The organism is Streptococcus suis (assembly GCF_019794615.1).
GTDB classification, from domain to species: Bacteria; Bacillota; Bacilli; order Lactobacillales; family Streptococcaceae; genus Streptococcus; species Streptococcus suis_AI.
Genome location: NZ_JAIMDU010000002.1, coordinates 22,272 through 46,623, shown reverse-complemented (window position 1 = coordinate 46,623; position 24,352 = coordinate 22,272). Strand labels below are relative to the sequence as shown.

The 24,352-nt window shown below is 39.7% G+C and carries 33 protein-coding genes; 25 read left to right on the top strand and 8 right to left on the bottom strand.

Annotation, left to right across the window (positions count from 1 at the left end):
• Window positions 1-12: 12 nt before the first annotated feature.
• Genes K6V43_RS01080 through K6V43_RS01065 form a run of 4 tightly spaced genes read right to left on the bottom strand, consistent with a single transcriptional unit; the run spans window position 13 to window position 2,888 of the window.
• The gene (locus K6V43_RS01080) at window positions 13-867 is read right to left on the bottom strand and encodes a DUF4097 family beta strand repeat-containing protein (RefSeq protein ID WP_222381150.1); all 855 of its coding nucleotides are present in this window, start codon (window positions 865-867) and stop codon (window positions 13-15) included.
• Window positions 854-1,438: an HAAS signaling domain-containing protein gene (locus tag K6V43_RS01075; RefSeq protein ID WP_222381148.1), complete on the bottom strand. Its 585-nt coding sequence runs from the start codon at window positions 1,436-1,438 to the stop codon at window positions 854-856. Before K6V43_RS01075 ends, K6V43_RS01080 begins: the two co-directional genes overlap by 14 nt.
• Window positions 1,439-1,449: 11 nt before the next feature.
• Entirely contained in the window at window positions 1,450-2,574 is a 1,125-nt protein-coding gene (locus tag K6V43_RS01070) for a DUF4097 family beta strand repeat-containing protein (protein ID WP_222381146.1), read from the bottom strand.
• Window positions 2,571-2,888 (bottom strand): PadR family transcriptional regulator, encoded by a 318-nt coding sequence (locus tag K6V43_RS01065; RefSeq protein ID WP_222381144.1) that lies wholly within the window; start codon window positions 2,886-2,888, stop codon window positions 2,571-2,573. Before K6V43_RS01065 ends, K6V43_RS01070 begins: the two co-directional genes overlap by 4 nt.
• A 130-nt stretch (window positions 2,889-3,018) precedes the next feature.
• On the opposite strand from K6V43_RS01065, the gene K6V43_RS11445 reads away from it, so the two are divergent.
• Together K6V43_RS11445 and K6V43_RS11440 are read left to right on the top strand one after the other, a co-directional pair.
• Entirely contained in the window at window positions 3,019-3,567 is a 549-nt protein-coding gene (locus K6V43_RS11445) for an AEC family transporter (protein ID WP_261311744.1), read from the top strand.
• 60 nt (window positions 3,568-3,627) lie between these two features.
• Complete coding sequence (locus K6V43_RS11440; RefSeq protein ID WP_261311743.1) at window positions 3,628-3,933, top strand: hypothetical protein; 306 nt, start codon at window positions 3,628-3,630, stop codon at window positions 3,931-3,933.
• A 258-nt stretch (window positions 3,934-4,191) separates the two neighbouring features.
• On the opposite strand, the gene K6V43_RS01055 is transcribed toward K6V43_RS11440, so the two are convergent.
• The 3 genes from K6V43_RS01055 to K6V43_RS01045 all read right to left on the bottom strand — a co-directional run bounded on the left by K6V43_RS01055 (window position 4,192) and on the right by K6V43_RS01045 (window position 6,768).
• Window positions 4,192-4,590, bottom strand: coding sequence for a DUF5684 domain-containing protein (locus K6V43_RS01055; protein ID WP_222381143.1), 399 nt, complete (start codon window positions 4,588-4,590; stop codon window positions 4,192-4,194).
• Between the two features lie 132 nt (window positions 4,591-4,722).
• A complete protein-coding gene (gene pepT / locus K6V43_RS01050; protein WP_222381142.1) occupies window positions 4,723-5,943 on the bottom strand; it encodes a peptidase T in 1,221 nt (406 codons plus the stop codon).
• 9 nt (window positions 5,944-5,952) lie between these two features.
• Window positions 5,953-6,768 (bottom strand): Cof-type HAD-IIB family hydrolase, encoded by an 816-nt coding sequence (locus K6V43_RS01045; RefSeq protein ID WP_222381140.1) that lies wholly within the window; start codon window positions 6,766-6,768, stop codon window positions 5,953-5,955.
• 229 nt (window positions 6,769-6,997) lie between these two features.
• Between K6V43_RS01045 and K6V43_RS01040 the strand changes: the two genes are divergently transcribed.
• From K6V43_RS01040 to K6V43_RS00935, 21 genes are all read left to right on the top strand, one after another.
• Window positions 6,998-7,441, top strand: coding sequence for a DUF2798 domain-containing protein (locus K6V43_RS01040; protein WP_222381138.1), 444 nt, complete (start codon window positions 6,998-7,000; stop codon window positions 7,439-7,441).
• A 316-nt stretch (window positions 7,442-7,757) separates the two neighbouring features.
• The gene (locus tag K6V43_RS01035; RefSeq protein ID WP_222381136.1) at window positions 7,758-8,228 is read left to right on the top strand and encodes an ATPase; all 471 of its coding nucleotides are present in this window, start codon (window positions 7,758-7,760) and stop codon (window positions 8,226-8,228) included.
• A 17-nt stretch (window positions 8,229-8,245) separates the two neighbouring features.
• On the top strand, window positions 8,246-8,503 hold the full coding sequence (locus K6V43_RS01030) for a hypothetical protein (protein ID WP_002940881.1): 258 nt from the start codon (window positions 8,246-8,248) through the stop codon (window positions 8,501-8,503).
• A gap of 6 nt (window positions 8,504-8,509) precedes the next feature.
• Window positions 8,510-9,763, top strand: a complete 1,254-nt coding sequence (locus tag K6V43_RS01025) for a DUF2130 domain-containing protein (protein WP_024405045.1) — start codon at window positions 8,510-8,512, stop codon at window positions 9,761-9,763.
• A 1-nt stretch (window position 9,764) separates the two neighbouring features.
• Window positions 9,765-10,376 (top strand): alpha/beta fold hydrolase, encoded by a 612-nt coding sequence (locus tag K6V43_RS01020; RefSeq protein WP_222381135.1) that lies wholly within the window; start codon window positions 9,765-9,767, stop codon window positions 10,374-10,376.
• On the top strand, window positions 10,373-10,606 hold the full coding sequence (locus K6V43_RS01015; RefSeq protein ID WP_029172144.1) for a DUF1858 domain-containing protein: 234 nt from the start codon (window positions 10,373-10,375) through the stop codon (window positions 10,604-10,606). The genes K6V43_RS01020 and K6V43_RS01015 overlap by 4 nt, the downstream gene beginning before the upstream one ends.
• Window positions 10,603-11,928, top strand: coding sequence for a DUF438 domain-containing protein (locus tag K6V43_RS01010; RefSeq protein ID WP_222381134.1), 1,326 nt, complete (start codon window positions 10,603-10,605; stop codon window positions 11,926-11,928). Before K6V43_RS01015 ends, K6V43_RS01010 begins: the two co-directional genes overlap by 4 nt.
• A gap of 33 nt (window positions 11,929-11,961) precedes the next feature.
• The gene (locus K6V43_RS11435; protein WP_261311742.1) at window positions 11,962-12,393 is read left to right on the top strand and encodes a hypothetical protein; all 432 of its coding nucleotides are present in this window, start codon (window positions 11,962-11,964) and stop codon (window positions 12,391-12,393) included.
• Window positions 12,394-12,442: 49 nt separating this feature from the next.
• Window positions 12,443-13,321, top strand: a complete 879-nt coding sequence (gene truB, locus K6V43_RS00995; RefSeq protein ID WP_261311741.1) for a tRNA pseudouridine(55) synthase TruB — start codon at window positions 12,443-12,445, stop codon at window positions 13,319-13,321.
• Between the two features lie 34 nt (window positions 13,322-13,355).
• A complete protein-coding gene (locus tag K6V43_RS00990) occupies window positions 13,356-14,276 on the top strand; it encodes a bifunctional riboflavin kinase/FAD synthetase (RefSeq protein ID WP_222381133.1) in 921 nt (306 codons plus the stop codon).
• 168 nt (window positions 14,277-14,444) lie between these two features.
• Entirely contained in the window at window positions 14,445-14,846 is a 402-nt protein-coding gene (locus K6V43_RS00985; protein WP_024403562.1) for a Spx/MgsR family RNA polymerase-binding regulatory protein, read from the top strand.
• Window positions 14,847-14,850: 4 nt separating this feature from the next.
• Window positions 14,851-15,129 carry a UPF0223 family protein gene (locus K6V43_RS00980; RefSeq protein WP_029749539.1) on the top strand — a complete coding sequence of 93 codons (279 nt, stop codon included), beginning with the start codon at window positions 14,851-14,853 and terminating at the stop codon, window positions 15,127-15,129.
• A complete protein-coding gene (locus K6V43_RS00975) occupies window positions 15,119-15,877 on the top strand; it encodes an inositol monophosphatase family protein (RefSeq protein ID WP_024403561.1) in 759 nt (252 codons plus the stop codon). Before K6V43_RS00980 ends, K6V43_RS00975 begins: the two co-directional genes overlap by 11 nt.
• The gene (locus K6V43_RS00970; protein ID WP_222381207.1) at window positions 15,877-17,178 is read left to right on the top strand and encodes an RsmB/NOP family class I SAM-dependent RNA methyltransferase; all 1,302 of its coding nucleotides are present in this window, start codon (window positions 15,877-15,879) and stop codon (window positions 17,176-17,178) included. The genes K6V43_RS00975 and K6V43_RS00970 overlap by 1 nt, the downstream gene beginning before the upstream one ends.
• 138 nt (window positions 17,179-17,316) lie before the next feature.
• Entirely contained in the window at window positions 17,317-18,186 is an 870-nt protein-coding gene (locus K6V43_RS00965; RefSeq protein ID WP_222381132.1) for a phosphate ABC transporter substrate-binding protein PstS family protein, read from the top strand.
• A 2-nt stretch (window positions 18,187-18,188) separates the two neighbouring features.
• A complete protein-coding gene (pstC, locus tag K6V43_RS00960) occupies window positions 18,189-19,106 on the top strand; it encodes a phosphate ABC transporter permease subunit PstC (protein ID WP_172016372.1) in 918 nt (305 codons plus the stop codon).
• Window positions 19,096-19,983, top strand: coding sequence for a phosphate ABC transporter permease PstA (pstA, locus tag K6V43_RS00955; protein WP_105127565.1), 888 nt, complete (start codon window positions 19,096-19,098; stop codon window positions 19,981-19,983). The genes pstC and pstA overlap by 11 nt, the downstream gene beginning before the upstream one ends.
• A 24-nt stretch (window positions 19,984-20,007) precedes the next feature.
• Window positions 20,008-20,811, top strand: coding sequence for a phosphate ABC transporter ATP-binding protein PstB (pstB, locus tag K6V43_RS00950; protein WP_024403556.1), 804 nt, complete (start codon window positions 20,008-20,010; stop codon window positions 20,809-20,811).
• 11 nt (window positions 20,812-20,822) lie between these two features.
• A complete protein-coding gene (pstB, locus tag K6V43_RS00945) occupies window positions 20,823-21,581 on the top strand; it encodes a phosphate ABC transporter ATP-binding protein PstB (RefSeq protein ID WP_024403555.1) in 759 nt (252 codons plus the stop codon).
• Window positions 21,582-21,627: 46 nt separating this feature from the next.
• On the top strand, window positions 21,628-22,284 hold the full coding sequence (phoU, locus tag K6V43_RS00940) for a phosphate signaling complex protein PhoU (protein WP_105127566.1): 657 nt from the start codon (window positions 21,628-21,630) through the stop codon (window positions 22,282-22,284).
• A gap of 156 nt (window positions 22,285-22,440) precedes the next feature.
• A complete protein-coding gene (locus tag K6V43_RS00935; protein ID WP_172016371.1) occupies window positions 22,441-22,929 on the top strand; it encodes an EbsA family protein in 489 nt (162 codons plus the stop codon).
• Here the strand turns inward: K6V43_RS00935 and K6V43_RS00930 are convergent.
• Window positions 22,918-23,112, bottom strand: coding sequence for a ferredoxin (locus K6V43_RS00930; protein ID WP_024403552.1), 195 nt, complete (start codon window positions 23,110-23,112; stop codon window positions 22,918-22,920). The genes K6V43_RS00935 and K6V43_RS00930 overlap by 12 nt on opposite strands.
• 50 nt (window positions 23,113-23,162) lie before the next feature.
• On the opposite strand from K6V43_RS00930, the gene K6V43_RS00925 reads away from it, so the two are divergent.
• Both K6V43_RS00925 and cmk read left to right on the top strand, forming a co-directional pair.
• Window positions 23,163-23,660: an SAG1386/EF1546 family surface-associated protein gene (locus K6V43_RS00925; protein WP_222381131.1), complete on the top strand. Its 498-nt coding sequence runs from the start codon at window positions 23,163-23,165 to the stop codon at window positions 23,658-23,660.
• Window positions 23,661-23,668: 8 nt separating this feature from the next.
• Entirely contained in the window at window positions 23,669-24,346 is a 678-nt protein-coding gene (cmk, locus tag K6V43_RS00920) for a (d)CMP kinase (protein WP_222381130.1), read from the top strand.
• Window positions 24,347-24,352: the final 6 nt, after the last annotated feature.

Genomic DNA, 24,352 nt, shown 5'->3' with positions numbered 1-24,352 from the left:
GGCTTTTTGCAATTATCGAATAGTCAGTTTTCCATCTAGGGTAGAGATAGAGAGGTAATTTGTGGCTTTTGGATTAGAATAGTTTGGAAGGTCAATTCCTTTATTATTTTGACTGGCTTCAATATAGATGTCAGATTTTGTTTGTGAATGAAGAGAAATGTCAATTGAACCATTGTAATTGCTGATGACATGCCTTCCTTCTAGTTTTAGATTTTCAGCATTAAAGTTCCCATCCTCAACAGTAAGGATACTCCCGACAGTATCAGTGATGTCTGCTGGACTTGTTAATGTGGAATGATTGATTTCTACATCTCCATTGAAATGCGATAAATGCTTGATGCTAATCTGACTGTTTTCAATTAACATGTCCCCATCTTCTACAGTGAGATCAAGACCATGAATAGTCACTTTATCCAGATAAAGATCTCCTTGAATGTTACCTGATAATGATTCGATTGTGCTGTTTTTAGGAACCTCTAAGACAGGTTGGTAGTTGGCAATATTCTGGTTATTGACAAGATTTAAGATAGGTTCGAGTAAACCATCATATGTAACGATGCCTTGATAGGTACTAGAGATGGTTAATTTTCCGTCTTGGAAATTGTGGCTGAGTTGGTCAATATCCTTATGCTGATTTCGGTAGTAGTGGAGGTGAAATTGGTTATCAGGCGATGGCATGATAGACAGTCGTTCATTAACTTCGATATCTCTAATGTTGCTAAAGCTTACAGTTTGAGACTGGTAGTAGTTTTCTGAAACAGTTTTCATATTTTTCCATCCCCCACTTAGGAAGCCGATGAGGCTGATGATTGTTCCAAGAGTGAGCAGGACCAGACTAATTCTCGTAAATGGTTTAAGCTTTCTCATGATAATCTCCTTTGCGAATTGCTCTTTGTATCCAGTGTAAAATAAGCAAGAAGGATTTGCTACTCCAATCAAGCGTGAGCTTGCTGCCGAGAAGTGAGAGCGCAAAACAGATGAGGGCTAGTCCTGTGAAGAGAAGCGAGGAAGACCAGGAGAGTGAGAAAAGGTCGAATGCGAGGAATAGCTGGGCGATACCTAGGCTTAGGAGTACTATCCAAAGTGAGATGAGGATTAGAATAGCACTGAGTATGAGCAGGAGTAGGGTAATGAAGAGGGCGACTAAGGTAATTGCTAGGGGAATGCCGATAGGAGCTGCGAGGATGGATAAGATTATGAGCCAAACCATGTTACGTGTGTTTGGTTTTTTCTCGGATTTTTCCTTGTTATATAAGTGTGCAAGAATATCCCGTGCAGCCTCTTTGGGAGTACCCAGTTCTTGGATAATGGCCTGTTCATTTTCAGGTCCTGCTTCATCAAAATGTTCATTAAAATAGTCAAGCGTATCTTGAAAGTCTTCTTTAGGTAGATGTTTCAGCTGCTTTTCAAGTTTCTGCAAATATTCCTTCCGATTCATAGTCATCTCCTTTATCCAATGCTAACTTGACAGTCTTCACATTGGATGACCAACTGTGCGGTACTGTTAGCTTGTTTGTAGCTAAGATGAGTGGTATCATCATCTTTTATCATTGTAAATGTCATATCCTTTGGTAGTTTTAGGCTGGAATCTTCTTCTGTGATGTCTAAGTTAATATCCTCAATTGGTCCAAATGATAAGACAGAATCTTGAGCCTGACAACTAAAGGTGTTATTTAAGATAAATTCTTTATGATTCCAGACACAATCTTCTAATTCTGCGCGTGCTGTAGACAGGTTGACACTTGTTAGATGGACAACCGAATCATTCGCTCTACATGTAAACTCATCGAATTGACAATCCGTGAGAGTGAGACTGGTGTCTTCTAGTTGAACTGATGTAGCAGGACTTTGAACCTTGGTCAATGTTAGATGGCTGTCTTCCGAATTTATTTCTAGCAGTTTTTCCACTTGCATATCTACAATTGTTAAACTACTGTCGATTACTTTCAGATGAACAGTGCTCAGAGGGAATAGGCTTTTTGGGATTTTGAGAATAGCAGAGCTAATTTGATTATTAGAAAAGTTTAGATTATCTGGTATTGGCTTGCTGCTAATATATAAATGATCATCGACCAGTTGGTATTCAAATGATTGGTAGTTGTCAACTAAGGAAGTTGGATATGAGAATAAGACAATCTCATCATCCCAAGCCTGTACAGTCAAGCTATTGTCCTCTAAGTAAATATGAATCTCTTTACAATTTGGAAGTTCCTCAACCTTAGTCTTCAAGCTGTTCTGTTTACTAGTTTGATTGGATGAAAATCTGAAATTTTTGAAGAATTCATCCCAGTCAAACTGAAAATCAAAATCAAAATCAAAATCGAAACCAAAATTGAACGGGTTGGTGCTGTCTGAAGAAGAGTGGTCATGCGGATCTTGTAGGGCATCCTCTGGTAAATTGGCAATGATTTCTTTGGCAACTTCCTCAGGTGAACCTAATTCTTGAATGGCAACTTGGTCATCAGCTTTTTCATCAAAAAACTCACTAAAATAGTCTAATGCTTCTTGCTTTGCAGTTGGGTGAAGTTGTGAAAGTGCTTGTTCCAATTGTTCAAAATATTCGTTGCGTATCATTTTCGTAGACTCCCTTCTATAATTTCATCTATATTTGTTTTGTAGGCATCCCATTCTGCCTGGAGGAATGGGATATGATCTCGACCATTCGGGGTAATGGTGTAATATTTTCGTTTTCTCCCCTGAAATTCTTGAGTATAGGTTGTTACAAACCCTGCTTTTTCCAGTTTTTTCAGAATGGGGTAGAGTGTCGACTCTTTAATATCAGCGACTATCTTGATGGTCTGACTGATTTCATATCCATAAGAATCTTGTTTTTCAACTATAGATAGAATCAGAAATTCAATCAAGATAGAGGATACGGGGTAATACATGAAATCACCTCTTTATCTTTATGTAATTATTTTATATATAAATTATATACCTATCATTTCCTAAAATCAAGTATTTATATAAAATTTTTATATATAATCAGAATGAACTTCTCTATGCTATACTATATCCATGAAAGAACTTGAATTATTAACTCGTGCCTTTAGTTTTATTTGCGTAATAGGTCTCGGTTACATTTTAAAAATCCAGGGAATAGTCCGAAGAGAAGATGCCACTATTTTTTCGACTCTAGTCATGAATGTAACTTTGCCTGCTTCCTTATTCATCGCCTCCTCGACAGCACAAGTATCGCTCAGTCTCTATCTCCCCTTCCTTTTAGGAATTTTGTGTAATCTTCTTTTGAATCTAGTGGGATACTGGGAGGCAAAACGCTCTGGACATCAAGCATCAGTCGGGCTCATGCAATTATCTGGATACAATATAGGTACTTTCACACTACCTTTTGTTCAAGCCTTCTTTCCAGCGAGCAGTTTGCTAAGTGTTATCGTCTTTGATGCAGGAAATGCAATTATGGTTTTGGGAGGAAATTACAGTATTGCAGCTGGAATTGATGTAGAAAAAGAAGGGATGTCTATTACATCATTTTTAAAAAACATTTCGCGCTCAATTCCGCTAATGGTATACTTAGTCAGTCTTTTACTAGCTAGTTTATCCATATAACTTCCACAAGAAATCCTCTCTCTTTTTACGATTGCTAGCAATGCCAATCCATTTTTAGCGATGCTGATGTTGGGAATCCTCCTTGATTTAAAACTGAATTGGAAGGAAATTGGTCGATTGTCCTACCTCTTGTTTCTGAGAGTAGGGGCCAATATCTTGATGGGGGCCCTCATCTATTTTCTACTCCCAATTGAGCAGTCTATGAAAATGATGCTTCTGGTGTGCTTAGCATCTCCAATTTCGGTCATGTCACCAATTTATGCATTAAAACTAGGAAGTCGTTCTGCAGAACCTGCGAATGTCAATTCCTTATCGATACTTGTTAGCCTTGCTGTGATGGTACTTCTGATTTTTCTATTCGTATAAAAAAGCCTTCGCTTGTGCGAGGGCTTAAAATCTATCTTGTACTCAATGAAAATCAAAAGTAGCCTAGGTTCAGCTATCTGGGAGATTTTGAAAGCTGGAAAAAGACAGAACTGTGTTTGCGTCATTAAGCTAAAGATATAGCTTTGTTACTTTCTCATTTCAAGGTTCAGTCATTTGAATTGGCTTTGATACGTAGTCACTTTCGGTTTGTCGTACTCTACGATAGTGACTTGTTTCGCAAGTCCTATTTCCAATATGTTAATCAAGAAAGAATTCCTGCGGGCCTTGGTAACGACTTCCATCATTGAAGGCTAGGTAGAGGTTGAAGATTGGTGTAAAGAAAACATACAAGACAGCTTGTAGGGCTGATAGTCCAAAACTGCGGCCAAAAGAGTAAACCAGATAGATGCCGTATAGAGGTCCGACTAGTGGAATCAGTAAAAGGAGGATGAACCATCTTTTTTCATAGCCAAATGTGATAGATTGTTGGATATAGAGATTGTAAAATGGAATCAATGATTTCCAACCTGCATAGTCTGCTTTTTTAAAAAGAAGGTAGTTTGAAATAGCAACTAGGATATACCAAATAAGTGAGAAAAGAAGTGCTGTTCCCCAAATACCGATAAGGATACCTTGTAGCAATGTTTCGTCTGTCATAATAATTCTCCATTTCTTTTTGATAATTCTATTATACTAGTATTAGTTCAATAATACAACATATTTTTGCATTTTTTATATATTTTTTATCATTTTAAAAAATCGGCTATCATTTGATAACCGATTTGAATCTTATTTAGAAGTAACGATTCCAAGGATGACGTCAACAGCTTGTTCCATGGTTTGCAGGCTGACAAACTCAAATCGGCCATGCATGTTTTCGCCACCTGCGAAGATGTTTGGCGTTGGAATGCCCATGAAAGAAATCTTAGAGCCGTCTGTTCCCCCGCGAACAGGTTCAATGAGAGGTTTGATACCAAGATTTTCCATGACCTCTTTAGCAATGTTGATTGGAGTCATGTCTTTTTCGATGATTTTCTTCATATTGTAGTACTGATCATGCAAGTGGACAATGACGCGTGGAGTGTCAAAGTTGGCATTCATTTTCTCAGCAATGTCCAGCATGAGTTGTTTACGTGCCTGAAAATCTTTTTCCTCAAAGTCACGGATGATGTAGCTTGTTGAAGCGGTATCAACACTACCTTCCATGTTCATCAAGTGGAAGAAGCCTTGATAGCCTTCTGTTTTTTCAGGGCGGTCTGCTTCAGGAAGAGAATTGTGGAAGTCGATTGCTAGTTGGAAAGCGTTGATCATTTGATCCTTGGCTGAACCTGGGTGCACATTGCGTCCTAGAAAATCAACTTTAGCAGCCGCAGCTGAGAAGGTTTCGTACTGGAGTTCGCCTAGCGGTCCACCGTCCATAGTGTAGGCAAAGTCAACATCAAAATCTTCCACATCAAACTTGTCTGCACCGACACCGATTTCTTCGTCAGGACCAAAGCCAACACGAATTTCACAGTGCTTGATGTCAGGGTTCTGCACCAAGTACTCAATTGCCGTCATGATTTCTGCAATACCTGACTTGTCATCAGATCCTAGCAAGGTAGTACCGTCTGTGGTAATCAGGGTTTGACCGTGATAGTTGGCAAGTTGTGGGAAGTCTTTTGGATGCAATTCATAGCCAGAAGTGCCCAAGGCAATTGGATTGCCGTCGTAGTTTTCGATGATTTGTGGGTTGACACCTTCTGCGTTGAAATCCGCCGTATCCATGTGGGCAATGAAACCAATCTTGCGTGTCAAATTTGGATCATTGGCAGGTAGTGTTCCTACCGCAAAACCATTTGGTAGATAGTGGACATTCTGTAAACCAATGCGTTCCATTTCAGGCAAGAGAATGTTTTGTGCAAACTCAACTTGATTATAGGTAGAAGGTATGGTTGTTGAGCTTTCATCAGAGCGTGTGTTTTCTTTGACATAAACTAAAAAACGGTCTAAAAGTGTAGGGTATTTCATGTTGTCTCCTTATTTGTTCAAAATATGTTTTTCAATGGCTTTTGCAACACCATTGTTTTCATTGGTATCTGTAATGTCTTGGGCAATAGCCTTGACTTGTTCATTGGCGTTGCCCATGGCGATTCCCAGACCTGCAAATGCTATCATTTCAAGGTCGTTGTTGGCATCGCCTATGGCCATAATTTCCTCTGGAAGAATACCGAGGCGGTCCGCTAGCTTTTTCAAACCAGAAGCTTTGCTTGCTCCATCTGGTAGAATTTCCAAGAGATAGTCCTGTGAACGAACGGTGGAATAGCGTTGGCTGAGCACAGTGTTATGTTGTTCTTCAAATGCATCGATGGCATCTTTTTCACCGACGAACATGGCTTCGAAGAAACGATGTTTACCTGATGTAGCCTCTGTAAGATCAATTGGTAAAGGTGTCATACCTACTAATCCAGCATCTAAGGACACTGTCGCATTTGCTTGTTCTGCTAATACAAAGTACTCCTCTTCATCAAAAAGGGAGATTTGGACAGCATCACTAGTTGTGAAGGTACTGAGGTATTCAACGTCTGAAATAGCTAGTTCCTCCCAGTCAACAAGAGCCCAATTTTTTGTAGAATGTGTCGAACAACCGTTATTGACAATGATATATTCTTCTTCCGTATCAAACCCTAGTTGTTTGACAAAGGGTTTGACGCCAACTAAAGGACGTCCTGTGCATAAAACCACTGTGACACCAGCTTTAACAGCTTTATGAATAGCATCAATCTCTGCTTGTTTCAACTCTTTTTTCTCATTTAAAAGCGTTCCGTCCATATCGAGGGCGATGAGTTTTATCATAATATCCTCCTTGTTTTCAATAAGACTAGTATAGCACAAATTAATAATAGAAAGTAATGTAGAGGGATACGTGTTTGGGGGAAATTGCTTCAAAAGTTTTGATTTGATTAACTTAGTCTTTTTTTGAAAAAAATATCTGTATGATATTTGATAATATTTTTATCATTAACTAGTGACTTATGGTATAATTATATTATCGAAAGTTATTAATTGTTTTGGAGGTAAGTAAATGTCGAAAAGCATAAAAGATAAGCTGATTTTTGCAGGTTTAATGTCCTTAATGATGCCATCAGTGATGACCGCCTGGAATTTGTGGTGGGCAGACCGGTTAAGCTTTCAAATGTTTATGCTAGCCTATTTGGCCGCGGTTCTTGTTTCATTTATTGTTGTACAATTTGTTAATCCACTGGTGTCTATCTGGACAATTTATTTACAAACCAAAATCTCAAATGTGAAACAAATGAACATACTAATTAGCGTTTTTCGTTCAATCTTAATGGGACTTGCAATGGGCCTATTTGGTCTTTATATGAGTCAACTACCATTTCAGATACCATTGTATCTTGTTCGTTTTTCTAGAAATATTATTATTTCATTTCCAGTAAGTTATTTTCTGGTACGTCCATTAGCAGGAAAAATTGTCGAAAGATTTCATCATAACATTAATAATTAGTTTAAATTTTCAAAATGTTAATATTTTAAAGAAGATGACTTTTGAAAATTGAAATTGTTACATACGTTTGGATAATTAATTGGAATAGTTAATGCGATAATATATGGGTGTCTAGGTGTTTTAATGACATTACCATATTACATAAAAATTTATGTTCAATAAAAAACAAAATGGATGATAATTTAATGAAGAAATTGTTGTTTTCGATTTATTATAGAATCCATGTTTTGTCAGGATTAAAAAATATAGATAATGGAAACATCGGTTATTAGCCGGTGTTTTTTGGTATAATAAGAAAATAGAAGAGGAGTCACGTATGAAGATTAATGTCCAGAAAGAATTAGATACCTATTTACTCACTATCTCATATATTGTTCCAGCTGGTTTGGCTGAAACGTGGAATCTGCTAGCGACCGATTCTGGTTTTGCACGCTGGTTTCCACAGTTGAGAGTTGAAGGCGACAAGCTGGTTTTTGAAATGGAAGGATTTCGTGAAGTGATGGATTTACTGGAATACCGAAAAAATGAGAAAATTGCCTACACGTGGGATTCAGCAATAGTTTCATTTACACTGTCTCAGCTAGAAAATCAGACCTTGATTACTTTTGAAGAACGAATTCCAGAAGATTTTGGTAATGAATTTGCGAATGCTCAAAAAGACATGACTGGTTGGTTGGTTCAGAACGAATGCATACATGCGCTCTTACATCTAGAGGACTTACCTGAGCGCAAAAACTTACAGGAGAAGTGGAGGACTTTTCTGGAGCTTGAATTAGAAGGTCTGTGATCTGAAAGGAGGCTGTTATGAAAAAGTGGTGGGAACAACTGAAAGAAGAATATTATGAAACACGATTTGATTCTAATGAAGATTGGATGGAATGGTTTATCAAACGGAAGATGACCTGGGGATGGAGATGGCCGACTGCCATAACGATTTTTGTCCTTTGGGCTCTATCACTTCCAGATGCTAGAAATGCAGTTCGTTTCTTTTATTTTTTATTGGCGCTGGGAGTGGCTACGGTTTTACATAAATTAATATCTTATTTGAAAAGAAGAAAGTGAGAGAGTATGCATCAAATTACCTGCCCTCATTGTGGGACGGCCTTTCAGGTCAATGAAACAGAATACAGTCAACTCTTAGCTCAGGTGCGTGGTGCGGAGTTCGATAAAGAAATTCATGAACGATTGGCGCGTGAGACAGAACTATTGGCTCAGCGGGCTGAAAATGATTTGCAGGCTAGATTGAGTGATAAGGATAAGGAGATTCTGGAACTGACCGCAAAACTTGAAACATTTGCTAGTCAGACGGAACTCGAACTCAGCTCTGCCATTTCTAAAAAAGACCAAGAAATCCAAGAACTTAAGGCTCAGTTGGGGCAAATTGGTCTTGCCAAGGACTTGGAGTTGCAGCAGGCGGTAGCTCAGGTAGAAAAAGAGAGGGATGCGGCACAAAACGCTTTGGTTTTGCAAGAACAAAAGCAAGAGTTAGCCCTGGCGACCACTCGTCAGGAGTACGAGGTGCGACTCAAGGCGGCGGATGAGCAGGTGGAATTTTACAAAAATTTCAAGGCTCAGCAGTCTACTAAGGCAATTGGTGAGAGCTTGGAGCAATTTGCTGAGGCGGAGTTTAACAAGGTTCGTTCCTATGCTTTTCCTCGTGCCAAATTTGCGAAGGACAACGAAGTATCTGCGTCCGGTTCAAAAGGAGATTTCATTTTCCGTGATTTTGACGAGTCGGGCTTGGAATTTATCTCCATCATGTTCGAAATGAAAAACGAGGCAGATACGACCAAGACCAAGCATAAAAACGCTGATTTCTTTAAGGAGTTGGATAAGGACCGTCGGGAGAAAAAATGCGAATATGCTGTATTAGTTAGCATGCTAGAGGCGGACAATGACTATTACAACACAGGGATTGTGGATGTTAGTCATGAATATGAGAAGATGTATGTTATTCGACCACAGTTCTTTATCCAATTAATCGGAATTTTACGAAATGCTGCGCTTAATAGTCTGCAATACCAGCAGGAGTTAGCCTTGGTTAAGGAGCAAAATATCGATATTACTCATTTTGAAGAAGATTTGGAAATTTTCAAGAATGCTTTTGCAAAAAACTATCAATCGGCCAGCAACAATTTCCAAAAGGCTATTGATGAAATCGACAAGGCAATCAAGCGAATGGAAGCAGTCAAAGCAGCCCTGACCACCAGCGAAAACCAGCTTCGCCTAGCCAATAATAAACTAGACGATGTCTCCGTCAAAAAACTAACCCGCAATAACCCAACCATGAAAGCTAAGTTTGAGGCGTTGGAGGGGGAATGAGATGAAACTCATTATTTTACATGGTCTAGGTCAGACTGTGGCCAGTTACGATGACTTGAAAAACTATTTGACCGATTTTGAGGTTGATGTGTTGGAATTGCCCAAGGCAAAGAATTTTGAACACCTTTGCGGTCAATTACGGAACAGATTTCAGCAGGAAAGCGAATCTTTTGTACTCTTTGGATTGTCGCTAGGCGGTGTTCTAGCTTTGGCTTTAGCCAATCATTTGCCCCAGTGCCGAGGGTTGATTGTTTCTGGTGCCCAGTATCGCTTAGAGGGGAATTGGTTGTTTGGTCTTCAAATCGCGATTATGTCTTTGCTTCCCAAGCCCTTTTATCGTAAGCAGGGGCTAGATAAGGCACAGTTATTAGCGTTGCAGAAAAGTATGCGTCAGCTTGATTTAAGGAAAGAAATTAGTCAACTCAGTCGGCCCACCTTGCTAATCTGTGGCTCAACGGACAAACCCAATCTGAAATCTGCACATGAACTGAACAAATTAATACCACAGGCTGAGCTGGTTATCATAGAGGGCGGGGGACATGAATTAAATGTTCATAAACCAGCGGAATTGGCTCAAGCCATCAAGCAATTTCTAAAGAGGTACTTTTCATGAACACCATCGACCTAAATCTGCCTGTGGCAGAGATTATCAACCAGCACCCAGAAGTCAAGGAGATTCTGGTGGAGCTTGGTTTCAAGCCCTTGGCTAATCCAGCCATGTTGAACACGGTTGGCAAAGTGACCAGCCTTAAGACTGGATCCAAGATGACCAAGATTCCGTTAGACCGTATTCAGCAAGTCTTGGAATGCAACGGCTATGAGGTAATAGGAGGAGAAGCATGACAGATCAACGGATTGACATTTTGAAGAACATTCTACTCGATTTGCACAATGGTGCCAGCCCAGAGTCTGTTCAGGACCAGTTTAATCAGCATTTTACGGGTGTTTCTGCCCTTGAAATCTCCTTAATGGAGCATGAGCTCATGTCCAGCGACACGGGCATCACTTTTGAAGACGTCATGAGCCTCTGCAATATCCATGCCAACCTTTTCAAAGGAGCGATTACAGATGTGGAAGTGGCGGATATTGACCAGGAGGGTCATCCTGTCTATGTCTTTAAGCAGGAAAACCTTGCACTGCGGGCGGCTCTCTTACGCATCCGCCGGATCCTAGACCAATACGAGCAGACAGAAGATGCGGAACTGCAAGACCAGCTCCAGCAAGGCTTGACACGCCAGTTTGGCCTTCTTGGTCAGTTTGAAAACCACTATACCCGCAAGGAAAAGGTCTTCTTTCCCATTATGGAACGCTACGGTCACGATGCACCACCTAAGGTCATGTGGGGAGTGGACGACGAGATTCGCGACCTCTTTAAGGTGGCTCGCAAAATACTTGAAGGAGGCGACATAGCTGCGACACGGGCTCACTTTGAAACCTTCGCCAAGGAGTTCGAGGAGATGATTTTCAAGGAAGAAGCCATACTTCTCATGATTCTATTGGAGACATTCACTCAGGATGATTGGCTTCAAGTGGCAGCGGATAGCGACGCCTACGGTTACGCCATTGTCAAGCCGACAGCCAAGTGGGTGCCTCATCGGGAGGCTTTTGGGGAAATAGCAGAGCAGACAGCCAGCAGTCTTGCCCCGCAGCCAGCTGAATCAAACCAGCAGATTATCGATACGCCAGAAGGTCAGTTTACCATTACCTTCACACCGAAGAAGAAATCAGAATCTGTTCAAGACAGGACCAGTCCGCAGACCTTTGGCAATGGGTATTTGTCTGTTGAACAGGCCAATCTTATTCTCAACCATTTACCGTTGGAACTCACCTTTGTCAACAAGGACGATATTTTCCAATACTATAATGACAGCCACCCTGTAGAAGACATGATTTTCAAACGTACTCCGAGTCAGATTGGACGTCATGTGGAGCTCTGCCATCCACCCAAAATCTTAGATAAGGTCAAAAAGATTTTTGAATTGCTCCGCACAGGACAAAAAGACCAGGTGACCATGTGGTTCAAGTCCGAAAGTATGGGCAAGTTTGTCTATGTGGTCTATAAGGCCGTGCGTGATGACCAGGGAGAGTTTCAAGGCGTCTTGGAATACGTCCAAGATATCCAACCATTTTTTGAAATTGACAGCGATTTTCATCGGGAAATTTAGAAAATCTTGTTTATAATTGTGAAAGGGAATTTTATGAAACAATTTGAACGTATTTATGAGAATTTGGACTTAATCATTTTCAGAGCTGACTATATTGAGGGAAGAAGCGTAGAAGTGGCAGTTAGCTTGAACGATTACTATTATTTGATACAGCATGTTGATAAAGAAGGAAAAGTTGAAAATGAACTGGAATATATCCCTATTCGTATCAGCAAGGCAAAAAAATTTAGAGAATTTTTGAAAGAAATGAAACTGTTGGAGTGGCCTACACTAAAATTAGGTGATAAAGGGTATCATGATGCCCCATTGGTATTTTCGTATGGCTATGATGAAGAGGCTGAGGAAGGGATTGATGAAGCAGTTCCGCGTGATGCAGTACCTTCTGAAACCATGAGACGTGTTCATAAGGAGATTGAACAACTGATTGGAACAACTTTTGGTAGCTATCGTTTTTACGATGAGTGATTGATACCGGACCGCCCAAAAGAGCGGTCCTTTGTGTTATAATGAAAACATGATTTCAGGAATTATTAATTTAAAAAAAGAGGCGGGGATGACCTCGCATGATGCAGTTTTTAAACTCCGGAAGATTCTGAAAGAGAAGAAGATTGGTCATGGTGGTACGCTAGATCCAGATGTGACTGGCGTTCTGCCGATTGCCGTTGGTAAGGCTACTCGTATGATTGAATTCATGCAGGAAGAGGGGAAAATCTACGAGGGGGAGATTACCATTGGCTACTCTACCACGACAGAAGATGCATCTGGCGACCTTGTTGAGCGGACACCGGTCTTTAGTATAGCAGAGCAGGCAGTTGATGAGGCCATGGCTAGTTTTGTCGGTACAATTACCCAGATTCCGCCTATGTATTCCGCCGTTAAAGTAAATGGTCGCAAGCTATACGAATACGCACGGGCGGGTGAAGAAGTCGAACGTCCCCAACGCCAAATTGACATTTATAGTTTTGAACGTACCAGTCCTATTGAATTGGCTGATGATTGTGCACGTTTTACCTTCCGAGTTCGTTGCGGAAAGGGCACCTACGTCCGTACTCTTTCCGTTGACTTAGGGGCTAAGTTAGGCTACGCCAGTCACATGTCCAAGTTGGAACGAACTGGATCAGCAGGAATGGACCTAGCGGACGCCTTGACTTTGGAAGAAATTTCTTTACTGGTAGCTGAAAATGATTTTTCATTTCTTCAACCTATTGAACGTGGTATCGGGGATTTACCTGTTGTAGAATTGAAAGAAGAGCAGGTGCAAGATGCTACATTTGGTCGATTTGTAGAATTGAATGCAGAAGCAGAGCGCTTAGCAGGCTTTCATGATGGTCAGTTGATTGCTATTTTTGAAAAACGTGATCAGCTGTATAAACCAAGCAAGGTTTTAGTCTAAGAAATTTCTCAATAACTGTGATAAAATAGAAAACATGAACATTAGAATAATTAAAGATTATAGTGAATTGAATCAAGAGGAGCCGACGGTTTTAGTACTAGGCTACTTTGATGGGATTCATCTTGGGCACAAGGCTTTACTTGATCGAGCAAGAAAAGTAGCAGATGAGCAAGGTTTGACAGTAACTGTTTTGACCTTTCCAGAGTCACCTCGGTTGGCTTTTTCTCGCTTTAGCCCAGAACTTTTACTGCATTTGACTAGTCAAGAGCAACGCTACCTCTTATTGAAAAAATATGGTGTTGATAATCTTATTTTGACTGATTTTACTAGTGAATTTGCTAACAATACTCCTCAGCAGTTTTTGGAGCGCTACATCAAAGGTCTCAATGCCCAGATTTTGGTCGCAGGTTTCGACTATCATTTTGGAAATTGCAGAGCAGATGTCAAAGATTTGACAGAGCTATTTGATGGTCGGGTAGAAATTGTAAGTGAAGTGAGCCTGGGCGGAGAGAAAGTTTCTTCAACTCGCATTCGTCAGGCTATTCAGTCAGGGGATGTCTCTCTAGCTAATCAACTTTTAGGTTATCCATTTATGACGGAGGGAATTGTTGTTCATGGAGATGCCAGAGGGCGCACTATTGGATATCCGACTGCAAATCTGGCTCCTTTTGACCGAGTCCATTTACCATCTGAGGGAGTCTACGTCGCTGATGTCGAAGTAGATGGAAAACGCTATCGAGCCATGACAAGCGTTGGGAAAAATGTGACCTTTGATGGAACTGAGATGCGGATAGAAGCCCATATTTTTGGGTTTGACCGCTTTATCTACGGAGAAAAAATAACTATTTTTTGGCTTGAAAAAATTCGAGATATGGTCAAATTTGATGGGATTGAAGGTTTGATGGAGCAGATGAAGTCCGATGAAAGCTACGCCTTGCATTGGACAAGTAAGTAAACCTATAGATTTCAAAGAACCTGCTAATACATTTGTGTTAACAGTCATTAAATTTGGTCATTAAATTTTATGAAAAATTAATATAATCCCTTTGGTTCCCTATTGAAAATAACAACAAAATAAGATATAATATATTAGAAAAGCTTGTGTAGAAGGGAATGAACTGGCATGATAACGTTATTTTTGTCACCGAGTTGTACGAGTTGTCGTAAAGCTAGAGCATGGTTGACTAAACACGAGGTGCCCTTTAATGAGCATAATATTATGACTAGTCCGTTAACCGCTGACGAGTTACAACAGATTTTGTCCTTAACTGAAAATGGGACGGACGATTTGATTTCTACACGATCAAAAGTGTTTCAAAAGTTAGATATTGATGTGGATGAACTGTCCGTGAGACAGCTTATTGAGTTAATCGAGCTATATCCGAGTTTACTTCGGCGTCCGATTATCCTTGATGAAAAACGGATGCAGATAGGGTTTAATGAGGATGAAATTCGGGCATTTCTACCGCGAAACTATCGCAAGCAAGAATTAAAAAATGCAACATTACGAGCAGAAATAGGATAGAGACATGGATAAACAATACTCATATCCGCTTGATTTTTCGTGGAGCACAGAGGAAATTTCCTCAGTGCTTTCTTTTTTGAATCGAGTGGAAGAAGCATATGAAAAGGGTGTAGAAGCAAGACTCGTTCTTGAACAGTATAAAAAGTTTAAAGAAGTTGTAAGAAGCAAAGGGCAAGAAAGACAAATTGATCGAGATTTCGAAGAAGCGTCAGGTTACTCGAGCTATCGAGTTGTAAAGGCTGCCCAAGAAAAACAGAAAGGAATGATCCGATTTGGAAACTAAATATCATTTTGCCAAGCAGATTGTTCTTGAAGCGGGTGAGTTCTTACGGAATCATTTAAATGACCCTCTTGTTATAGATGAAAAAACCAATCCTCAAGATTTAGTCACACACTTAGATCAACAGGTACAAGACCAATTGAGCCAAAAGATTCTTTCGGATTTTCCTATGGATAGAGTATTTGGTGAAGAAGGTGGTCAAACTGGTTCCATAAAAGAGGGAAAGGTATGGGTGCTGGATCCGATTGATGGGACAACGAATTTTATCGCTCAAAAGAATGACTTTTCCATTCTTTTGGCATATTTTGAAGAAGGTGTAGGTCAATTCGCAATCATTTATGATGTGATGCATGATAAATTATTTCATGGCGGAGGGCAGTTTCCAGTTTATCTCAATCATCAACTACTTGAGATTCCCAAAGCTACATCTTTGGTAAGAAGCTTGATTGGATTAAATGCAACCTTATATGCTACGAATCAGTATGGCTTAGGTGACTTAGCTGATCATTCATTAGGGACTCGTTCTGTTGGCAGTGCTGGAATTGGTTTCTCTCACGTCTTAGAAGGACGTTTATTAGCTTATGCTTCCAATCTTTATCCATGGGATTATGCGGCGGCGAGTATTTTAGGGGAAGGTTTAGATTGTCAGTTATTGAGCTTAGAAGGTGATGCGCCCCAGTTTTCTGGTCGTGAACATGTGATGTTGGTCCCAAAAGCTAGTTTGAGTGAGATTAAGAGGTTTATCCATTGATACAATTACCACAGGAATTTATTGAAAAATATACGTACTTGCTTGGCCAGGATGCCCAAGCATTTTTTGAGAGTTTTGAATCTTCTGCAGTTTCTGGCTTTCGTACGAATCCTTTAAAAGAACAACAGAAGGAATTCCCAGATGCAATACCGAATATGACTTGGTCTTACTACGGTAAGGTTTCTGGAAAGTCCATCGAACATGTGACAGGTTTGGTTTATTCTCAAGAACCTGCTGCACAGATTGTTGGGCAAGTTGCTGCTCCTGAAAAAGGGATGAAAGTACTGGATTTAGCAGCAGCTCCTGGAGGAAAGACCACCCATTTACTTTCATATTTAGAGAATACAGGGATTTTAGTTAGTAATGAGATTTCAGCCAAAAGATCCAAAATTCTTGCCGAAAATATCGAGAGATTCGGAGCAAGGAATGTGGTTGTCACAAATGAGTCAGCTCAGCGATTAGCAAGCGTTTTTTCAGATTATTTTGATATGATAGTCTTGGATGCTCCTTGTTCTGGCGAAGGAATGTTTAGAAAAGACCCGGACGCTATTCAGTATTGGTCTAAAAACTATCCTGCTCAGTGCGCGCAGTTGCAAAAGGAAATCTTGGAATCAGCTCTTGAAATGCTTGCACCTAATGGACAACTCATTTACTCTACCTGTACGTGGTCGCCTGAAGAAAATGAAGATATTGTTCGATGGTTACTGGAGCATTATGCTTTAGAATTAATTGATATTCCGAAAATTAATGGTATGGTTGAAGGGATAGGCTATCCTGAGACGGCTCGGATGTATCCTCATCGTTTTAAAGGAGAAGGACAGTTTGTAGCGAAATTTCGCTATAAAGGGGAAAGTTCCACGAAAAAAAGGAAATTTGGGAAATCAAATTTAAATCGTGAACAGCAACAATTATGGCAGTCTTTCAAACAAGAACACCTGACAATACAATTTGACGGTGTTTTACAAGCGTTTGGAGATAATCTCTATTTATTACCCAAAGAGCTTCCTGATTTATCTAAAATTAAAATTGCACGAAACGGCTTACATCTAGGTGTATTTAAGAAAAAGCGCTTTGAACCTAGTTTTGCTCTCGGACTTGCATTACAGAGTGATGAAGTGATGAAGCGAGTTGAAATTTCAGCGGAAGATTTTCAAAAATATACTGCAGGTCAGACGATTGAGGTGCCTAAAGAATTACCAAATGGTTGGTATCAAGTTGCCGTTGCAGGAAATGGGCTAGGCTTTTCAAAAATCGTTTCGGGAGTATTGAAAAATAGCTTCCCCAAAGGACTAAGATTTTAAGTCATATGAAGCAAATTATTTTTGCAACTTGTCTTGTTATATGTTATAGTGGATAAGTGGAAATTTCTTGTAAATACTATGTAAAAACCAGGTAAAAAAACTAGGAATTCCACTGAAAAACGTAAAGGAATATTTGATATGAAAACAAAGCATAAGCTAGGAATTGCAGCTTTATTTCTCATCTCTAGCATGGCCTTATCTGCCTGCTCTGCTTGGATTGATCGTGGAGAATCCATTACCGCAGTTGGATCAACAGCACTGCAACCCTTGGTTGAAGCAGCAGCCGATGAGTTCGGTTCGACAAACCTAGGAAAAACGATTAACGTCCAAGGCGGGGGATCTGGTACAGGTCTTTCGCAAGTTCAATCTGGTGCGGTTCAAATTGGGAACTCTGATGTCTTCGCAGAGGAAAAAGAGGGGATTGATGCTAGTCGGCTCGTAGATCACCAAGTTGCTGTTGCAGGTCTAGCAGTTATTGTTAATGAGCAAGTAACAGTGGATGACATTTCAACGGAGAACCTTCGGAAGATTTTCACTGGTGAGATTACGAACTGGAAAGAGTTGGGTGGTAGTGATCTGCCAATTTCAATCATTAACCGTGCAGCTAGTTCAGGTTCACGTGCGACCTTTGATAGTGTTATCATGGATGGACAAACCGCAGCTCAGAGTCAAGAACAAGATTCTAACGGTATGGTAAAATCTATTGTTGCTCAGACACCAGGTGCAATTTCCTACCTTTCATTTGCTTATCTAGATGATTCCGTTAAAACAATTAAGTTAAACGGTTTTGAACCAACTACTGAAAATGTATCAACAAATGATTGGCCGATTTGGTCCTACGAACACATGTATACGAAGGGTGAAGCTGATGGTTTAACCAAGGAATTTCTTGATTACATGTACTCGGATGAGGTGCAAGAAGGTATTGTTGTGAGCATGGGCTATATTTCAATCAACCATATGAAAGTAGAGAAATCTGCTGATGGTGTGGTAACTGTGAAGGAGTAGAGATGAAAAACGAACAACTCGAAAAAGAATTATCGACACCTTCCAAAAACTCTCGTTTGGAAAAGTTTGGACAGGTATTAACGTTTCTTTGCCTTAGTTTGATTGTATTTATTGTGGCTATGATTTTAATTTTCGTAGCACAACGGGGGCTGTCAACATTCTTTGTAGACGGTGTGAGTATCACTGATTTTCTTTTTGGTGATAAATGGGAGCCAAGTTCAAAAACATTTGGTGCGCTGCCAATGATTTCAGGTTCTTTCATTGTTACGATTCTGTCAGCTGTTGTTGCGACCCCTATCGCAATCGGTGCAGCAGTCTTCATGACAGAAATATCACCAAAACGTGGTGCTAGAATTCTACAACCAGTTATTGAGCTTTTGGTAGGTATTCCATCAGTCGTTTATGGTTTTATCGGACTCCAAGTTGTTGTACCGTTTGTACGTTCAATTTTTGGTGGTACTGGTTTTGGTATCTTATCAGGGGTGTGTGTCCTCTTTGTTATGATTTTACCGACAGTAACATTTATGACCGTTGATAGTTTGCGAGCTGTACCTCGTCATTATCGTGAAGCTAGTCTTGCGATGGGGGCGACTCGTTGGCAAACAATTTGGCGTGTTATCTTGAATGCAGCTAAGCCAGGGATTTTTACCGCTGTCATTTTTGGTATGGCGCGTGCATTCGGTGAGGCTCTTGCAATACAAATGGTAGTTGGTAACTCAGCAGTTATTCCTACGTCATTGACTACACCAGCAGCGACATTGACCTCCATCTTAACGATGGGTATCGGTAACACTGTTATGGGTACCGTCCAAAATAATGTGCTCTGGTCATTGGCTCTTGTCTTGCTCTTGATGAGCCTTGTCTTTAACATGATTATGAAATTTATTACAAGAGAGGGTAAGAAAAACTATGCACGCTAAGAAAATGGATAAACTTGCGACAGGAGTTCTATACTCAATCGCAACAGTGATAGTTATTATCTTAACAGCGCTTATCCTCTTTATCCTTGTGAGAGGGTTACCGCATGTCAACTGGCATTTTTTGACAAGCAAGTCATCTTCCTATAAAGCTGGAGGAGGAGTTGGCATCCAGTTATACAACTCATTTTTCCTCTTGGTCATTACGCTGTTGATTTCTGTTCCCCTATCAACTGGAGCAGGTATCTATTTAGCTGAATATGCAAAAAAAGGACCTTTGACTAACTTTATTCGTACCTGTATTGAGATTTTGTCTTCTCTGCCATCTGTAGTAGTTGGTTTGTTTGGTTACTTAATCTTTGTTGTACAATTTGAATATGGTTTCTCTATTTTATCAGGCGCCTTGGCATTAACAGTCTTTAATTTACCACAGATGACACGTAACGTTGAGGATAGCCTTCGCCATGTGCATCATACACAACGTGAAGCAGGATTAGCACTTGGCTTATCTCGTTGGGAAACTGTACTTCACGTTGTTATCCCAGAAGCCCTTCCAGGTATCGTTACAGGTATCGTATTGGCATCTGGTCGTATCTTTGGTGAAGCTGCTGCTCTAATTTACACAGCTGGTCAGTCTGCACCAGCTCTTGACTGGTCTAACTGGAATCCATTAAGTGTTACAAGTCCGATTTCAATCTTCCGTCAATCAGAAACCCTAGCGGTACATATTTGGAAGGTAAACAGTGAAGGGACAATCCCTGATGCGACTCAAGTTTCTGCTGGATCTGCAGCAATTCTCTTGATTTTCATCTTGCTCTTTAACCTCTCTGCACGCTACATCGGTAAAAAACTTCATGCGAAAATGACTTCTGCAGCGTAGAAGTTGGCATAATAAGGAGAAAAAATGGCAGAATACAACTGGAATGAGCGCCATATCATTACATTTCCAGAGGAAAAAATAGCCCTTTCGACGAAAGATGTTCATGTTTACTATGGTAAAAATGAAGCAATTAAGGGCATTGATATGCAGTTCGAGAAAAATAAAATCACAGCTTTGATTGGACCATCAGGGTGTGGGAAATCAACTTATCTTCGTAGTTTGAATCGAATGAATGATACGATTGATATTGCAAAGGTAACTGGTCAAATCCTCTATGAGGGAATCGATATCAATAAGCCAAATATGAATGTCTACGAGATTCGAAAGCATATTGGAATGGTTTTCCAACGTCCGAATCCTTTCGCAAAATCCATTTATCGTAATATCACTTTTGCACATGAGCGTGCAGGTGTAAAAGATAAGAAGGTTTTGGATGAGATTGTTGAGACATCTCTGAAACAAGCAGCGCTTTGGGATCAGGTAAAAGATGATTTGCACAAGTCAGCCTTCACCTTATCAGGTGGTCAACAGCAACGCTTGTGTATTGCCCGAGCTATCTCAGTAAAACCTCAAATTTTGCTCATGGATGAACCGGCGTCAGCACTTGATCCGATTGCGACAATGCAATTGGAAGAAACCATGTTTGAGCTTAAGAAGGATTATACCATTATCATCGTGACGCATAACATGCAACAAGCAGCACGTGCAAGTGATTATACGGCATTCTTCTATTTAGGAGATTTAATTGAGTATGATAAGACAGCCAATGTCTTCCAAAATGCGAAACTTAAATCTACCAGCGACTACGTTTCTGGACACTTCGGATAGAAAGGAAAACTATGACATCACCTATTTTACAAGTAAAAGATTTGTCTGTTTACTACAATAAGAAAAAGGCCTTAAATAGTGTTTCAATTGACTTCTATCCAAATGAAATTACAGCCTTGATTGGTCCTTCTGGTTCTGGCAAGTCTACTCTCTTACGCTCTATTAACCGTATGGGTGACTTAAATCCTGAAGTGACACTGACGGGTGCGATTGATTACAATGGAAAAAACATTTATAGTCCTCGTACAGATACTGTAGACTTGCGTAAGGAAATTGGGATGGTTTTCCAACAGCCAAATCCATTTCCAATGTCTATTTATGAGAACGTTGTCTATGGTCTTCGAATCAATGGTATTAAAGATAAACAAGTTTTAGATGAAGCTGTTGAAAAATCCTTGATTGGTGCATCCATTTGGGATGAGGTAAAGGATCGTCTCCATGATTCAGCTTTAGGTCTTTCAGGTGGTCAGCAGCAGCGTGTGTGTGTTGCTCGTGTATTGGCAACTAGTCCCAAAATCATTTTGTTAGATGAACCTACTTCAGCCTTAGACCCTATCTCAGCAGGTAAGATTGAAGATACACTTTACGGATTGAAAGAACGGTATACAATGATTTTGGTAACGCGTTCTATGCAACAGGCTTCACGTATTTCCAATCGTACAGGTTTCTTCCTTGATGGAGATTTAATTGAGTACAATGATACCAAGGAAATGTTCTTAAATCCTGCACATAAGGAAACTGAAGATTATATCACGGGTAAATTTGGATAAAACCATCTAACCAAAGCGATTAAAAAGATATAGAAAAGAGATTCATATGCTAAGAGCACAATTTGAAGACGAATTAGGAAAGCTTCATAATCAATTTTATGCTATGGGTAATGAGGTATTAGGACAGATTAATAATACTGTTCGTGCATTCACAACTCATGATCGTGAAATGGCAAAAGAAGTTATTGAAGCAGATAAAAAAATTAATGAATTTGAAGTAAAACTTGAGAAAAAATCTCTTGAAATTATTGCGCTTCAACAACCGGTTTCGACAGATTTACGTCGGGTAATTACTGTTTTAAAAGCAACTAGCGACTTAGAACGGATGGGGGACCATGCTGTATCTATTGCTAAAGCTGCCATTCGTGTTAAAGGCGAAGTACGTATTCCAGTCGTTGAAGAAGAAATTAAAAACATGGGTAAGGAAGTTCGTCGTTTAGTTGAATCCTCACTTGATTTATATTTAAATTCTGGCGATATTGAAACTGCTTATGAGATTGCAGCAAGTGATGAAATTATTAATGAATATTATTCTAAAATTCAAGAACTAACAACGGCTGAGATTAAAAAGAACCCAGATTCCCTTATTGCAGGGCGCGATTATTTCCAAGTGTTAACTTACTTGGAACGTATTGGTGACTATGCGAAAAACATTTGTGAATGGGTTGTTTATCTCCGTACTGGTGATATAACAGAGTTGTAAGAATCATTTGTATCACTATTTAGTTTGATCGATTATTACTATTTGTTTACGTGTATCTAATTTGTGTAATGTAAATGTAATAAAACTTTCCAAAAAAAAGAGATTTTCATAGGAAAATCTCTTTTTTTATGCTAGAATAATATGTGGAGGATAGCAATGATAAAAATTTTTGGAAAAATACGCTATCACTGGCAGCCAGAGTTTTCTTGGGGAATCATTTATTGGTCAATGACCTTAACTCCCCTATTTATTGCCTTATCTCTACTGCTTGAAAAGCTAAGAATGTCCATCTTATTTTTTATTTTGGTTAGTCTTTTTTTTCTGATGTGCCTCCTCGGCACTCGTCGGTACTTTGAATTAAAAGAAGATCATCTGAGAATATCCACTGCAAATCCCCTGAATACAAAAAAAATACCAATGAAAGATATCAGTAGGATAGAAGTATCTTATCTAGCCATTCGTATTATAGTGAATCAAAATACACACAGTGCTATTTACCATATGCGAAAATGGCCAAAAAAATATTTTGTGAATCACATTGCCTTGCATCCTGAATTTTCAGGTGAAGTTGTGTTAACCGATCACTTGATTAAACAGGATTACTTCGAAGAATATTATAGTGAAAAAGCTATCTCAATCAGATAAGATAGCTTTTGTCGGACAAGACTTGATTGCATTCATTATTTCTGGTGTGGGTTGACAGTTTTTTTCATTCCCACCATTTTCAGAAAAAATCACAATACCATCATCATTATAATCAAATAGATCGGAAAATGTTTGGCATAAACCGCATGCGATGCACCGTTCAGGAATTAATTTTATATTCATATTGATATTCTAATAGTTATTAAGAAAAAATACAAGGAGAAACCACGCTCATGTCACAAGAACCATGGAATGAAGAAGTATACTCATCTAGATCAGCAAGTAGAAAAGACCGAATAAAAAATGGTGTAGCAAGCACTAGGGTCTTCACGGTGTTAGCCATTATTTTCTTTCTCATTATGCTGGTGGTTTTAATATTAGCAATCTACCTTTCAACTGGTGGTAGCACAACCAATTCAAATCAGGAGTTCTATAATGCTAGTAATGCCAGTGGTGTAGTTGCCACTTCCTCTAGTGCTACTGAAGAGAGTACGACGGTAGCAGAAAGCACGGATGATTCTGTAGCATCAACAACAGAAGAAGTAACAACAACTACTACTGATACTGGAGATGGTTCAACCCTTACTGTTGAAACAGGGGAAGGGGTTGCTAGTATTGCGGCCCGTGCTGGTATTTCAATTTCAGAGCTAGAACGCTTAAATCCAGATAAAATGGTCGGACCGGGGGGAACTTGGTGGGCCAATCCTGGAGATATAGTTCGTATTAGATAAGAGGAGTTATGAAATCAATTCAAATCGCCATTGATGGTCCTGCATCGAGCGGAAAATCAACTGTAGCTAAAATTATTGCAAAACAATTAGGATATACCTATTTAGACACTGGGGCCATGTATCGTTCAGCTACATTTCTAGCGTTGAAGAATGGTATAGAGGTGACAAATCAAGAGAAAATCGTTCAGTTGCTTGCATCTAATCCCATTCGATTTGGCAGGGATGAGAATGGAGAGCAACTTGTATTTGTTGGTGATTATGACGTCACATTACCCATACGCGATAACCAAGTGACTAATAATGTTTCGGCAGTAGCGGCACTTCCTCTAGTACGGGAAGAATTGGTACGCCTGCAACAGGAAATTGCACAAGCTGGTGGTATCGTCATGGATGGTCGTGATATTGGTACTGTGGTACTTCCTCAAGCGGAGTTAAAAATCTTTCTCATTGCATCGGTTGAAGAGCGTGCCCTCCGTCGTTTTAAGGAAAATACGGAACGTGGCATCGAAACTGATTTGGAAACCTTAAAAGAGGAGATTGCAGCTCGTGATTTTAAAGATTCAAACCGAGCAGTTTCCCCGTTAAAAGCAGCAGATGATGCTATCACTTTTGACACGACCGGTGTGTCCATTGAAGGTGTTGTGAAATTTATTTCAGAAAAAGCGAAAGAAATTCTTGACAAGTAGTTGGAG